At 73.5% G+C, this 13,376-nt stretch carries 12 protein-coding genes; 4 read left to right on the forward strand and 8 right to left on the reverse strand.

The genetic code is table 11. The features are described from left to right. Positions 1–39: 39 nt before the first annotated feature. Positions 40–1,578: a carbohydrate binding domain-containing protein gene (locus ACIRD3_RS25140; protein WP_402220635.1), complete on the reverse strand. Its 1,539-nt coding sequence runs from the start codon at positions 1,576–1,578 to the stop codon at positions 40–42. Positions 1,579–1,808: 230 nt separating this feature from the next. Beyond that, entirely contained in the window at positions 1,809–2,408 is a 600-nt protein-coding gene (locus tag ACIRD3_RS25145) for a choice-of-anchor C family protein (protein ID WP_402220636.1), read from the reverse strand. 277 nt (positions 2,409–2,685) lie between these two features. Between ACIRD3_RS25145 and ACIRD3_RS25150 the strand changes: the two genes are divergently transcribed. Both ACIRD3_RS25150 and ACIRD3_RS25155 read left to right on the forward strand, forming a co-directional pair. Then, the gene (locus tag ACIRD3_RS25150) at positions 2,686–3,396 is read left to right on the forward strand and encodes a GDSL-type esterase/lipase family protein (protein WP_402220639.1); all 711 of its coding nucleotides are present in this window, start codon (positions 2,686–2,688) and stop codon (positions 3,394–3,396) included. 71 nt (positions 3,397–3,467) lie between these two features. Next, complete coding sequence (locus ACIRD3_RS25155; RefSeq protein WP_402220642.1) at positions 3,468–4,421, forward strand: aldo/keto reductase; 954 nt, start codon at positions 3,468–3,470, stop codon at positions 4,419–4,421. Positions 4,422–4,526: 105 nt separating this feature from the next. Here the strand turns inward: ACIRD3_RS25155 and ACIRD3_RS25160 are convergent, their stop codons facing one another. The 4 genes from ACIRD3_RS25160 to ACIRD3_RS25175 all read right to left on the reverse strand — a co-directional run bounded on the left by ACIRD3_RS25160 (position 4,527) and on the right by ACIRD3_RS25175 (position 9,178). Continuing rightward, positions 4,527–5,315, reverse strand: a complete 789-nt coding sequence (locus tag ACIRD3_RS25160; RefSeq protein ID WP_402220645.1) for a GNAT family N-acetyltransferase — start codon at positions 5,313–5,315, stop codon at positions 4,527–4,529. Between the two features lie 113 nt (positions 5,316–5,428). Next, positions 5,429–6,127, reverse strand: a complete 699-nt coding sequence (locus tag ACIRD3_RS25165; protein WP_402220646.1) for a nitroreductase family protein — start codon at positions 6,125–6,127, stop codon at positions 5,429–5,431. A 90-nt stretch (positions 6,128–6,217) separates the two neighbouring features. Continuing rightward, positions 6,218–7,855 carry an ABC-F family ATP-binding cassette domain-containing protein gene (locus ACIRD3_RS25170; protein ID WP_402220648.1) on the reverse strand — a complete coding sequence of 546 codons (1,638 nt, stop codon included), beginning with the start codon at positions 7,853–7,855 and terminating at the stop codon, positions 6,218–6,220. Between the two features lie 105 nt (positions 7,856–7,960). Next, positions 7,961–9,178 (reverse strand): hypothetical protein, encoded by a 1,218-nt coding sequence (locus ACIRD3_RS25175; RefSeq protein ID WP_402220650.1) that lies wholly within the window; start codon positions 9,176–9,178, stop codon positions 7,961–7,963. A 490-nt stretch (positions 9,179–9,668) separates the two neighbouring features. On the opposite strand from ACIRD3_RS25175, the gene ACIRD3_RS25180 reads away from it, so the two are divergent. Continuing rightward, positions 9,669–11,279 (forward strand): ABC-F family ATP-binding cassette domain-containing protein, encoded by a 1,611-nt coding sequence (locus tag ACIRD3_RS25180; protein ID WP_402220653.1) that lies wholly within the window; start codon positions 9,669–9,671, stop codon positions 11,277–11,279. Positions 11,280–11,578: 299 nt separating this feature from the next. Then, the gene (locus ACIRD3_RS25185) at positions 11,579–11,791 is read left to right on the forward strand and encodes a hypothetical protein (protein WP_402220655.1); all 213 of its coding nucleotides are present in this window, start codon (positions 11,579–11,581) and stop codon (positions 11,789–11,791) included. 56 nt (positions 11,792–11,847) lie between these two features. Here ACIRD3_RS25185 and ACIRD3_RS25190 read toward each other — a convergent pair whose 3' ends face one another. After that, a complete protein-coding gene (locus ACIRD3_RS25190) occupies positions 11,848–12,498 on the reverse strand; it encodes a Pr6Pr family membrane protein (RefSeq protein ID WP_402220657.1) in 651 nt (216 codons plus the stop codon). Positions 12,499–12,684: 186 nt separating this feature from the next. Continuing rightward, positions 12,685–13,341: a response regulator gene (locus ACIRD3_RS25195; RefSeq protein ID WP_402220865.1), complete on the reverse strand. Its 657-nt coding sequence runs from the start codon at positions 13,339–13,341 to the stop codon at positions 12,685–12,687. Positions 13,342–13,376 lie beyond the last annotated feature (35 nt).

The following is a 13,376-nucleotide window of genomic DNA, read 5'->3' on the forward strand; positions in this document are numbered from 1 at the left end:
GGCGCCCCGGAGCCGCCGGCGCCCCGGAAGAGCTGCGGTTCAGCCCGCGTACCGGCCGAAGATCTTGGCGAACTCGTACGGCTGCTGCGGGATGTTGGTGCACTTGGAGAGCGAGCCGCCGGTGCAGGCGTTGGCGTCCCGGGTGGCGTCCCAGAAGGCCAGCAGGCCGAGATGGTTCTGCTGGGCGAAGGTCACCAACTGCTGGGCGGCGGCTTGGTTGTAGACCTGGTGGTCGTCGTTCTCGCCGATCATCGGGGTGACCCCGACCATGGCCCACAGCCGGGCGTCGGTCTTCGCCGGGTAGAGCGCCTTGAGCTGGCCGAACAGCGACTGGGCGGCCTGCACGGCGGCGTTGCCGTAGTCCGTCCCGCTGCGGTAGTAGTCCATCGCCATGATGTCGACCAGGTCGGTGCTCACCCCGGCGTCCCGGGCCGACTTGACGATGGCGACGCCCTCGGCGGTCAGGCCCTCGGGCAGGACCGGCAGGGTGAAGGAGACCTTGAGGCCGGGGTGGGCCTGCTGCAGCTTGGCGAGCGCGGCGGAGCGGCGGTCGTTGGCGGCGGTGTCGGCGATCGCCGCGCCCTCGATGTCGAAGTCGACGTAGCGCAGGCCGTACGCCTTCACCACGGCGTCGTACTCGGTGAACAGCGAATCCACGGAGGTGCAGGCGGCGGCCAGTTCGGTGCCGCCGGCGCCGCCGAAGGAGACCTTGACGTCGCCGCCCGCCGCGCGCAGTGCGTCGACCTGGTCCTTGGCCCAGGCGGTGCGCGGGTCGTAGGCGTTGAACCAGCTGGCCTTGCAGCCGACGCCGGTGACGAAGCCCATCGTGTAGCCCTTGAGGCTGCCGGCCTTGGCCATGTCGGGCATGGACGGGGTCGGCCAGGCGCCCATGTCGATGTACGGGGCGACCGGGAGCGCGACGTTCGGCGGCGGGGTGCTCGGCCCGCCGGTGGGCGTGCCGGTCGGTGTACCCGTGGGCGTGCCGGTCGGGCTGCCGGTCGGGGTGGCGGAGGTGGGCGGCGGGGTGGTCGGGGTGCCACCGGGGCCGGTGAGGGCGATGTCGTCGGCCAGGTAGCCGCCCTGTCCGTACCAGCCGTGCAGGTAGACGGTGACGCTGGTGGTGGCCGGGCCGGTGGTGAAGCTGGTGGACAGCTGCTGCCAGCCGGCGCCGCCCGGGGTCCAGGTGGCCGGGTCGGTGACACCGCTGCCGGCGGCGCCCAGGTAGACGTACTGGCCCTGGACCCAGGCGCTGAGGCTGTACGTGGTGTCGGGCCGGACGCTGACGGTCTGGCCGCACTGCGCGGTGTCGCTGTTGCCCACCGCGCCCTTCAGGGCGTACGTCCCGCTGTGCGCGCCGGAGTCGACGACGCTGCCGGTGCCGGCGGAACAGCTCCAGGGGCCGAGGGCGCCGCTCTCCAGGCCGGCGTTGGCGAGCAGGTTGCCGTCGGCGGCCCCGGCGTTCCCGGCGAGGGTGGCCAGGCCGCCGGCGGCGAGGGCGGTGGCGGCGGCGAAGCTCAGCAGGGTGGTCCGGCGGGCGGTTCGGCGGTGTGTGGGGGTGTGCTGGGGCGCGCTGGGCATGGGGGTGCCTCTCGGGACGTGGGGGCCGCCCGGCCCGCGAGGGGGAGACGCGGGGCGGGCGGCGGCCTGGGTGGTCCGGTGCGGGGGAGCGCGGTGCTGAGCATCAAACTGGACTAGACCAGCTGTGCACGTCAAGCACTTCCCGGCACCGGACACGTCGCCGGAGGCGGGTGTGAGGAAGGGTCAGGACGGGTGGCCGCTCGCTCGGTGGCGGTGCGGGCTCCGGTCGGTCAGCCGCAGCACGGCTTGCACTCCTTGACCTGCACGTTGTCGAGCACCGGCCCGTACGCGCCCGCCACGGTGCTGGTGAAGGTCAGCGTGGTGGAGGAGTTCTGCGCGACGAAGCTGAACTGACGCCCCACGTACCCCATCGCGGCCTTGGTCTTGCCGGTGGAGTCGAAGGAGAAGTCCTGGAAGTCCTGGCCGTCGATCAGCGCCCGGCCGGTCTTCACGGCGGGCCCGCCCTCGGGGTTGGCGGCGAGCGCGTACGTCACCGAGTAGGTGGTGCCCGGCGCGGTGGTGAAGGTCTGGGCGATGGTGCCGGCGCCGCCGCCGTTGAGGTCCACCGACTGGTCGCCCTCGGCGGCCTGCCAGAAGCCGGCGCCGATCAGGTCGACGCTGCCGGCGGTGACCCGCCACGGGCCGATGGTCTGACCGGCGGCCAGACCCGTGAAGGCGTTCGCCGGGGCCTTGGGCGTCTCGAAGCTGCCGTCGTCGAAGTGGCTGAGCGCACGGTGTCCGCCGGCGGCCTGGGCCGGGACGGCGAGCACGGTGGTGGCGGTGGCCGCGAGCAGGGCGACGACGGCGGCGCGGGTGCGCGAGAGCTGCATGGGGTCCTCCCCGGTGGAATGTCTGAGGGATGAGCCGATGATCGGCTGTGCACAGAGCGTCGACCGTCGCGGCGGGCCCTGCCAAGGCCGGACGTGCGGCGCCCGGTGGTGCGGACGGGCCGTGAGCGGGCCCCCGCACGCCGGTTTGGCAGGGGGCCACCTGTGATGGCCCGGTGAAAGCTCCGAGGACGAACCACGGCGGGTCGACGGCCGGGATCCGGCGGCCCGGTGGTGAAACCGGAAGCGCACGCCCCGCTCTCACCCCTACGGTGGGCCGATGACCATACAAACCAGCTTCGACGGCCCCCGGATCTGCTTCCTCGGCGACTCCTTCACCCAGGGCCTCGGCGACCCGGAGTTCCGCGGCTGGGTCGGCCGGGTGCTGCAGGCCGCCGCCCCGGCCGCCACCGCCTTCAACCTCGGTGTCCGGCGCGACACTTCGGCGCAGGTGCGGCGTCGCTGGCGCAGCGAGGTCGAGGCGCGGACCCTCCCCGGCGCGGACAACCGGCTGGTGCTCTCCGTCGGCGCCAACGACGCGATGCCGGCGGACGGGGCCCCGGGGGAGGGCGGCGCGCCTCGCGTGGCGCACGAGGACACCCTCGCCAACCTCGCCGCCCTGCTCGGCGAGGCCCGCGCACTGGGCCTCGGGGCCCTGGTGGTGGGCCCGCCGCCGGTCGGCTGCGGGGGAGCCGTCCACCGGGAACGGCTGCGCGAGCTGGTCCCCGCCATGGCGGAGACCTGCGCAGCGCTCGGGGTCCCCTTCGTCGACGTCACCGAGGCGCTGGCGGCCGATCCGGTCTGGACGGCCGAGGCGGCGGCCGGGGACGGCGCCCACCCGGGGGCGGGTGGGTACGGGCGGCTGGCCGAGCTGGTCCTGGCGGGCGGGTTCCGGGAGTGGGTCGGTGCGGAGCGGAGTGGATCGGAAGGCAGTGGATCGGAGAGCAGCGGAGCGGACTTGACCTTGAGTGCACTCCAAGGTGAAAGCTGAACGCGTTGATCACGCAGCACCACCGGAACCGCGAAGCGGTCCACGGAACGAACCACGATGGGAGCACCGTCATGCGCAACGCCCCGTTCGGTACCAACGGCCCGGAGATCGGCGTCATCGGTCTGGGCTGCATGGGCATGACCTGGGCCTACGACGTGCAGAACCGGGACGACGAGAACTCCGTCCGGGTGATCCGGCAGGCGCTGGATCTCGGCGTCGAGCTGATCGACACCGCCGACATGTACGGCCCGTACACCAACGAGGAGGTCGTCGGCGCCGCGCTGGCCGGCCCGCACCGGGAGCGCGCCTTCCTGGCCACCAAGGTGGGCATCGTCCCGGGCGGCGGGGGCCAGCAGGAGCGGAACGGGCGGCCCGAGCACGTGCGCCGCTCGATCGACGAGAGCCTGCGCCGCCTGGGCACCGACCACGTCGACCTCTACCAGCTGCACCGGGTCGACCCGGAGGTCCCGATCGAGGAGACCTGGGGCGCGTTCGCCGAGCTCGTCGCGGCCGGCAAGGTCCGCCACATCGGCCTGTCCGAGGTGACGGTCGAGGAGATCAAGCGGGCGCAGTCGGTGCACCCGGTGGCCTCGGTGCAGAACGAGCTCTCGCTGTGGACCCGGGACGCGCTGGCCGAGGTCCTGCCGTACACCGAGGAGCAGGGCATCGCGCTGCTGCCGTTCTCGCCGCTCGGCCGGGGCTTCCTGACCGGCAGCATCTCCTCCTTCGACGAGCTGCCCGCCGACGACTTCCGCCGCCGGCTGCCGCGCTTCCAGCAGGACGCGCTGAAGGCGAACCTGGCGCTGGTCGGGAAGGTGCGGGAGGTCGCCGAGCGGATCGGTGTCACGCCCGCGCAGGTGGCACTGGCCTGGGTGCTGGCGCAGGGCCGGTACGTCTTCCCGATCCCGGGCACCAGGACGCCGCGCTACCTGGTGGACAACGTGGGGGCGGCCGGGGTCGTGCTCTCGGCGGCCGACCTCGCCGAGCTGGACGCGCTGCCGGCGCCGACCGGCGGGCGGTACTGACCGGTCGGCTCGCGGACCGGTGGGCGGTACCGACCGGACGGCGTCGCGGACCGGCGGGTGGTGCCGACCGGACGGCGTCGCCCACCGGCCGGGGCCCGACAGAGCTCAGGCCGCCGGCCGGTCCCGGACCCACACCAGCTGCCGTCCGGTCTCACCCGGGGCCCGGACGGCGACGGCGGTGACCCGCTCCAGCCGGTAGCCGAGCTTGCGCGGGACGGCGGCGCTGGCGGCGTTCGCCCGGTCGCAGCGGATCTCCACCCGGGTGATCCCGGGCAGGGCCAGCGCGGCCTCGGTGAGCGCCCCGGCCGCGGCGGTGGCGATGCCCCGGCCGACGTGCCCGGCCGCGACCCAGTAGCCGATCTCCAGCGCGCCCGGGCCGATCCGCCCGTGCAGGCCGAACGCGCCGATCACGCCGCCGGGTTCGGCGTCCAGGCCGGCCAGGTACATGAAGTCGGTGCCGGCCTCCCAGGCGGCGGAGCCGGCCCGGGTGAGCTCGGCGGTCTGCGCCCGGGTGGGGGCCTCGGCCGCCCACTCCATCCAGGGCCGCAGGTGGTCCAGGTTGGCGCGGACGGCCCGGTTCAGCGCCACCGCGTGGGTGCTGCGGCGGCGGCGCAGCCAGAGGCCGCCGGGCAGCCGCAGCAGTTCGGGCGGCCGCCCGGGGGTCGCCTCCACCGCCGGGTGCGCGGCCGCTGCGTCCTGCGCGGCCCCGGCGTCCTGCGCGGCCCTGGCGTCCTGTGCAGCCTTGGCGTCCTGCGTGGCCCCGGCGTCCTGTGCCGGTGCGCCCGCGCGGTCCCGCCCGGCCGTCCCTTCCCGCCCGGCCGTCCGCTCCCGTGCGGTCGCGGGCTCCCGTCCGACCGGGGCGGGGTCACAGGAGCGTGGCTGTGCATGGCTCATGACGGCGATTATGTCCTTGGCCGGGACCTGTCACCATCCGGACCCCTCCGGCACGCCCGGACGGCGGGCGTGCGGGACCGCCGCCGCCGGCGCCCGCGCACGGGGACGGCGCGTCAGAGCCGGACCATCACCTCGTCGAGCTCCTTGCGCCGCAGGTCCGGCACGCGCGCCCCTTCGGCGGGGTAGCCGACCGGGATCACGTACGCGGCCCGCTCCTCGGCCGGCCGGTCGCAGACCTCGTTGAGGAACTTCATCGGGCTCGGCGTGTGGGTCAGGGTGGCCAGCCCGGCCTGGTGCAGCGAGGCGAGCAGCAGCCCCACCGCGATCCCCACCGACTCCTTGGTGTAGTACGGGCGCGGCGAGTCGGGCCCCTTGTGCACCTCGAACACCACGATCACGGCCGGCGCGTCCTCCAGGAACGGCTTGCGCCAGTCGGTGCCGATCGGCGCCAGCGCGGCCAACCACTCGGCGGACGCCCGGTGGCCGTAGAACTCGCGCTCCTCGGCCTCGGCGGCCTCGCGCAGCCGCCGCTTGCGCTCCGGGTCGGTGATCACCACGAACCGCCAGGGCTGGACGTGGGCCCCGCTGGGGGCGGTGCTCGCGGTCCGGACCGCCCACTCGACCACGCCCTCCGGGATCGGGCGCGTCGAGTAGTCGCGGACGGTCCGGCGGCGGGCCATCACGTCGTGGAAGGACCTGCTGCGGGCCTCGGCCTCGCGGGCCGGGACCGTCATCGGGGCGAGCGGGACGGTCGGGTGGGACGTCCCCGTCACGGCACCGCCCGTGCTGTCAACAGCTGTGTCGTCAACCATGGTCGACAGCACAGCACATGACGCCGGCTCCGGGAAGAGGTAGAGACCAATCCCGGAGCCGGTCGGCCTTCCCGCGTCCCGGAGGCCCGCCTACAGCTCGTGCACCCGCCCGTCCCTGACCTCGATCCGCCGGTTCACCGAGACGGTGTCCAGCATCCGCCGGTCGTGGGTGACCAGCAGCAGGGTGCCGGTGTACGAGCCGAGCGCGGACTCCAACTGCTCGATCGCGGGCAGGTCCAGGTGGTTGGTGGGCTCGTCGAGGACCAGCAGGTTCACCCCGCGGGCCTGCAGCAGCGCCAGCGCGGCCCGGGTGCGCTCGCCGGGGGAGAGGGTCCCGGCCGGGCGCAGCACGTGCACGGCCTTGAGGCCGAACTTGGCCAGCAGGGTGCGCACGTCCTCCGGCGAGAGCTCCGGTACGGCGGCGGAGAAGGCCTCCACCAGCGGCTCCCCGCCGAGGAACAGCCCCCGCGCCTGGTCGACCTCGCCGACCACCACGCCGGAGCCCAGGGCGGCGCTGCCGCCGTCGAGTTCGAGCCGGCCGAGCAGGGCGGCCAGCAGCGTGGACTTGCCCGCGCCGTTGGCGCCGGTGATGGCGACCCGGTCGGCCCAGTCGATCTGCAGGTCCACCGGGCCGAAGGCGAAGTCGCCGCGACGGGCGGTGGCGCCGTTCAGGGTGGCGACCACCGAGCCGGAGCGCGGCGCGGTGGCGATCTCCATCCGCAGCTCCCACTCCTTGCGCGGCTCCTCGACCACCTCCAGCCGCTCGATCATCCGCTGGGTCTGGCGGGCCTTGGAGGCCTGCTTCTCGGTGGACTCGGCGCGCATCGCGCGGCCGATCTTGTCGTTGTCGGAGGACTTGCGGCGGGCGTTGCGCACCCCGTGCTCCATCCAGCCGCGCTGCATCCGCGCGCGGGCCTCCAGCCCGGCCTTGGTGTCGGCGTACTCCTCGAACTCCTCGCGGGCGTGCCGACGGGCCACCGCCCGCTCCTCCAGGTACGCCTCGTAGCCGCCGCCGTACAGGTTGACCTGCTGCTGGTGCAGGTCCAGCTCCAGCACCTTGGTCACGGTGCGGGCCAGGAACTCGCGGTCGTGGCTGATCAGCACGGTGCCGGCGCGCAGGCCCTTGACGAAGGACTCCAGCCGCTCCAGGCCGTCCAGGTCGAGGTCGTTGGTGGGCTCGTCGAGCAGGAAGACGTCGTAGCGGGAGAGCAGCAGCGAGGCGAGGCCGGCCCGGGCGGCCTGGCCGCCGGAGAGCGCGGTCATCGGCAGGTCGAGCGAGATCTTCAGCCCGAGCGAGTCGGCGACCTCCTCGGCCCGCTCCTCCAGGTCGGCGCCGCCGAGGTCGAGCCAGCGGTCCAGGCTCGACGCGTACGCGTCGTCGGCGCCCGCCCGGCCCTCGACCAGGCCCTCGGTGGCCTCGTCCAGCGCGGCCTGGGCGGCGGCCACGCCGGTGCGGCGGGCCAGGAACGCGCGCACCGACTCGCCCTCGCGGCGCTCCGGCTCCTGCGGCAGGTGGCCGACGTTGGCACTGGCCGGGCTCAGCCGCAGCGAGCCGCCCTCGGGGGTGTCCAGGCCCGCCAGCAGCCGCAGCAGGGTCGACTTCCCGGCGCCGTTCACGCCGACCAGGCCGATCACGTCGCCGGGGGCGACGACCAGGTCCAGGCCGGAGAAGAGGGTGCGTTCGCCGTGGCCGGCGCTGAGGTCCTTGACTACGAGTGTCGCGCTCATGATGGGGCCGATTGTAGGAGGAGCGGGGCCGACACCGGAAAAGCCCGGGGGCCGCGGCTGTCGCAGCCGCGGCCCCCGGGGCGGTGGGGGATCATCCCCCGTGGATCACTTGGCCTTCTTCGAGAAGTACTCGAACATGTGCTGGGCCACGTCCTCCAGGTACGGACCGGCCTCGTAGGTGTTCGCGCCGTTGCCGATGGAGGTGTCGCTGACCAGGGCCGGCTTGCCGTCCTTGGTCGCGAACCAGCCGCCGCCGCTGCTGCCGCCGGTCATGTTGCAGCCGATCAGCAGCATCGCCGGGCGGCTCGGGTCGCCGGTCTTCTTGGCCGGCTTGCCGCCGTCGCAGTGCTCCAGCTCGACGCCGTCGAAGGGCTTGCCCTCCGGGAAGCCGTAGTTGGCGACGGAGGCGAGCTGGTCACGCGGGGCGTTGAACCACAGCGGCACCGAGCCGCCGACGGTCTCCTCCAGCGACTTGCCGTTCGGGTCGGGGTTGGCGACCTTGATGATGCCGAAGTCGTACTGGCTCCACGGGCCGCCGTGCTCCGGGTCGGCCTCGCCGGTCCACTGCGGCGAGACCATGCCGGCGGTCGCGCCCCACTCGCCGTACGGCTCGGCGTCCTCCAGCTTGGACTTCTGCTTGTTGCCGTTGCTCAGGACGCCGTTGCTGTTGAAGGCCGGGGCGAAGGTGATGTCGGTGTAGTACTTGTTGCCCTTGCCGCCGTGCAGGCAGTGGCTCGCCGTCCACACCAGGTTGCTCTTGCCCGGGTTGGCCGGGTCGGAGACGACGGTGCCGGAGCACACGTAGTCCTCGTTGCCGTCCTTGAAGAAGATCTTGCCGTTGACGTGCATGTTCTTCGGGAACGGGTGCGCGACGGGCTTCGCCGGGACCATGGCGGGCATCTGGTCCGGGCCGGCCGGCGGCTGCGCGGCGGTGGGCTGGGCCGGGGCGGCGCTGGTCGGCTGGGCCGTCGGCTGGGCGGGCGCCTGCGTCGGGTCCTGGGCGGGCGCCTGCGGCAGCGGCTTCGGCTTGGCGTTCAGCAGCTTCTGCAGGGTCCAGTAGCCCTTGACCGCCGGGGTGACGACGTTCGCCTGGGCCCACTTGTCCCAGTCCTCGAGCTTCCAGCCCTTCAGCTCCTCGAGCGTCGGAAGCTTGATCGGGGCCGCGCCCGGCTTGCCGGAGGCGGTCGCCGCGACCGAGGGGGCCGTGGTCTGCGCCACGCTCGGGTCGCTGTTGTCCGGTCCGCACGCGGTGGCGACCACCATGGTCAGCGCGGCGACGGAGGCGCCCAGGACGGCACGGCTCGGCCGGGATATCGATGACATGAGTTCAAATCCCCCTGTTGACTACCGCCATACGGCCCGTTCCTCGGGTGCGGCCCGCTCGACCGCAGGTATGGCAGGTGAGGAGTCTGCCATGTGGATAAGGAAGTCCTTACATCCACCCCCGACTGGGACGAGGCTGTCACCGGATCGGCACCGGATCGGCACGGGGCCTCCGTCGGGGGCGGGGTGGCGTCGGAGCGGGGCCCGGGAAAATCGGTTGCACGCGTTCCGCGCGGTCCCTAGCGTGGTCGGTGTCGTCAGCCAGACAAGGAGAAGGCCGTTGCTCTACTGAGGTCCCGGGACACCGCCCCGCCGCGCAGGCCCAGTTGCCGCGTGGTGCGCGTGTGTGCGACCTCGGTCACGGCCTCGTGGCGATCCTCTCCGTGACGCCACCCCTTCGGTTCCCTCCGGCCGTCCTCACCGGTTCCGCACCCGCGGTGTCTCCCCGTGTTGCTCCTCACCCCTTCGGCAACCATCCCGGGAGTCCTGCATGGCACAACCCACCACCACCGCCGTCCTCTGCACCGATCTCGCCTTCGAGTGGCCCGACGGCAAGCCCGTCCTGGACGGCTTCCAGCTCGCGGTCGGCCAGGGCCGCACCGGTCTGATCGGGCTCAACGGCGCGGGCAAGTCCACGCTGTTGCGGCTGATCGCCGGCGAGCTCACCCCGACCGGCGGCACCGTCCGGGTCGAGGGTGAACTCGGCTACCTGCCCCAGGGCCTGACGCTCGACACCACCCTGCGGGTGGACGAGGCGCTCGGCGTCCGGGCCGCCCGCGAGGCCCTGCACGCCATCGAGTCGGGCGACACCGACCAGCGGCACTTCGACGCCGTCGGCGACGACTGGGACGTCGAGGAGCGCGCCCGCGCCACGCTCGACCGGCTCGGCCTGCGCCGCCTCGGTCTGGACCGCACCACCGGCGAACTCTCCGGCGGCGAGGCGGTGCTGCTGCGGCTGGCCGCGCTGCTGATGGCCCGCCCCGACGTCCTGCTGCTCGACGAGCCCACCAACAACCTCGACCGGGCCGCCCGCGAGCGGCTCTACGAGACGGTGGCCGGCTGGCACGGCGTGCTGCTGATCGTCAGCCACGACCGCGAACTGCTGCAGCACGTCGACCAGATCGCCGACCTCCGGGACGGCGAGGTCACCTGGTACGGCGGCAACTTCGCGGAGTACGAGCGCACCCTCGCGGCCCAGCAGGAGACGGCCGAACGGCTGCTGCGCAACGCCGAGGCCGACGTCCAGCGCCAGAAGCGGGACTTGGTCGAGGCACGGAGCCGGCTGGAACGCAGCGCCGCGTACGGCAAGAAGCGCTCGGTCACCCGCAACGACCCGCACATCTTCGCCGGCATGCTCAAGCGCAAGGGCCAGGAGACCGCCGGTCGGCTCCAGGGCATGCACACCGAGCGGCTGGAGGAGGCCAAGGCGCGGCTCAGCGCGGCCGAGGAGGCGGTCCGCGACGACGCCGAGATCCGGATCGACCTCCCGCGCACCGCCGTTCCGGCCGGGCGCACCGTGCTCACCCTGGAGCGGGTCCGGCTGCCGCACGGCGTCACCGCCGACCTCGACCTGCGCGGCCCGGAGCGGATCGCCCTGGTCGGACGGAACGGAGCCGGCAAGTCCACCCTGCTGCGCACCATCGCGGGTGAACTCTCGCCGCTGGAAGGGGAGATCACCACTCCGGTGGCGATGCGGCACCTCCCGCAGCGGTTGGACCTGCTGGACGACGAGCGCACCGTCGCGGAGAACGTCAAGCTGTTCGCCCCCGCCGCCGGGGAGAACGCGATCCGCGCCCGGCTCGCCCGCTTCCTCTTCCGCGGCGCCCGGGCCGACCAGCCCGCCGCCACCCTCTCCGGCGGCGAGCGGTTCCGCGCGACGCTGGCCGCCCTGCTGCTGGCCGACCCGCCGCCGCAGCTGCTGCTGCTCGACGAGCCGACCAACAACCTGGACCTCGCCAGCGTCCGCCAGCTCACCCAGGCGCTGGCCGCGTACCGGGGCGCGCTGATCGTGGCCAGCCACGACCTGCCGTTCCTGCGCGGGCTGGGCCTGACCAGGTGGCTGGAGCTGGACGGCGAGCTGAGGGCGGTGGATCCGATGTAGCGGGAGCCGCCCCGGCAGTGGCGGCCGCGGGAGCCGCCCCGGCTGCCGCTACTGTCGGTCGCCCTGGTCGCCCTGGTCGCCCTGGTCGCCCTGGTCGCCCCGGTCGTGCCGGGTGCCCTGGGCGTCCTCGGCGAGCACCCGGTGGGCCGTGCTCAGGGCCGAGTCGCTTCCACCCGCGGGCCGCCCCGGCGCCCGCGCGGAACGCTCCCCGGGAGGATCGACGGCGAAGCGTGTTGACGACGGGTGGAAAACCATCGGCGCCGGTCCCAACTGCCGTGCGCTGCAGTACCATCGGCGCCATGCCTGCGCTCACCATCGAGTACACGGAGCACGAGCTCGCCGCGATCCGCGAGGCCGCCGCCGCGGACGGCAAGAGCGTGAGGGCGTACATCCACGACCTGAGCGTGCGGGAGCAGCGGCGGCGGGTCTTCGTGGACCACGCGGTGGCGTTCTGGAAGGCGCAGCCGGAGTGCGGCGCGGAGTTCCCGGAGGACGCGTCCTGGTCGAGCTGACCCGCGATCCCGCCGAGCGCCCGGCCGCACGCTTGCGGCCGGGCGCTACGGGCCCGCTACGCCTGCGGTGCGGGCCGCAGCTTGCCGGCGATGAGCGTGCCGAGCCGGTCCAGGCCGACGACGAGGGCGGCGAGCACCACGAACTCGACCGTCAGCTGGGCTATTTGGCCCCAGACGTAGCCGTAGCCCCTGCTGGTCGGGTCGAAGAAGAAGTACGGGTACGGCGTGGGGAAGTCGTCGAAGAGCGCGTTGCGGGTGAGCACGATCGCCGCGTAGCCGAGCGGGAAGGCCAGCCAGAGCGGGATGTCCTTCCAGGCCGCCGCGTTGCGCGGCTTCAGCACCAGCCAGTCGACGATCACCATCACCGGCGTCACGTAGTGCAGGAAGAAGGACGACCAGTGCGCCAGCCGGTCCGGCCCGCTGACCAGCCCGGGCAGCGGGTTGGCGCCGTGCTGCAGCAGGATGTGCGAGACCAGCCCGGTGATCAGGATGTACAGCGTGGCGGCGCCGCGCAGCCGGGGCGCGGGCGCGTCCACGGTGCCCCGCTTGAGCATCCAGTACACCGCTCCGATGAAGTAGCCGAGCACGATCACGTTGCTCTGCACGGTGAAGTACACCAGCGAGGCCGTCCCGAGGGTCAGGCCGAGGCCCGCCGAGAGCGCGATCCCCATGCGCCACCACAGCGCGGGGCGGGTCCGGACTGTCATGCGGTCGCCAGTTCGTTTCAGGCGATACGGGAGGTATCGGACGGTCGAGGGGAAGATCGCACTCTACTCGCTGGTACCGGCGAGGTGGAACCCGTGTGCGAGACCCTCGTACGACCCTGATGACCCAGCCGATGACCCAGCCGATGACTCCGCCCGTGACCCCGTTGGCCGCCGCCCGGGTGGGGATCAGCCCGGCAGGACGAAGCCCGACTCGTAGGCGGCGATGACCGCCTGGGTCCGGTCCCGCGCGCCGAGTTTGGCGAGCACACTGCCGACGTGGGTCTTCACCGTCTCCTGGCTGACCACCAACTGCGCGGCGATCTCCCCGTTGTTGAGCCCGGTGGCCATCAGCCGCAGCACCTGCCCCTCCCGTTCGGTCAGCCGGCCGATCGGCCCCCGGCCGACGGCGGCCTCCCGGCGGCGGTCCGCGCCGTGGCGCAGCGCGAGGTCGCGCACGGCCGCCGGGAAGAGCAGCGAGTCCCCGCGCGCGACCAGCCGCACCGCCTGCACCATCTCCTCGGCGCGCGCCCGCTTCAGCAGGAATCCGGCGGCCCCGGCGCGCAGCGCGTCGTACACGTGGTCGTCGTGCTCGAAGGTGGTGACGACCAGGATCCGGGGCGGTTCGGCCATCCCGGCGACCAGCTGTTCGGTGGCCCGGATCCCGTTGATGCCGGGCATCCGGACGTCCATCAGCACCACGTCCGGCCGCCGTTCGCGCACCAGCGGGACGACCTCGGCGCCGTCGGCCGCCTCGCCGACCACGGTGAGGTCGGGTTCGGCGTCGATCACCACCCGCAGGCCCATCCGGACCAGCCGTTCGTCGTCCGCGATCACCACCCGGATGCCGTCCGCGATGCCGTCCGCGGCGCCGTCCCCGA

Origin of the sequence: Kitasatospora sp. NPDC093550, assembly GCF_044764985.1 — a bacterium.
GTDB lineage: Bacteria > Actinomycetota > Actinomycetes > Streptomycetales > Streptomycetaceae > Kitasatospora.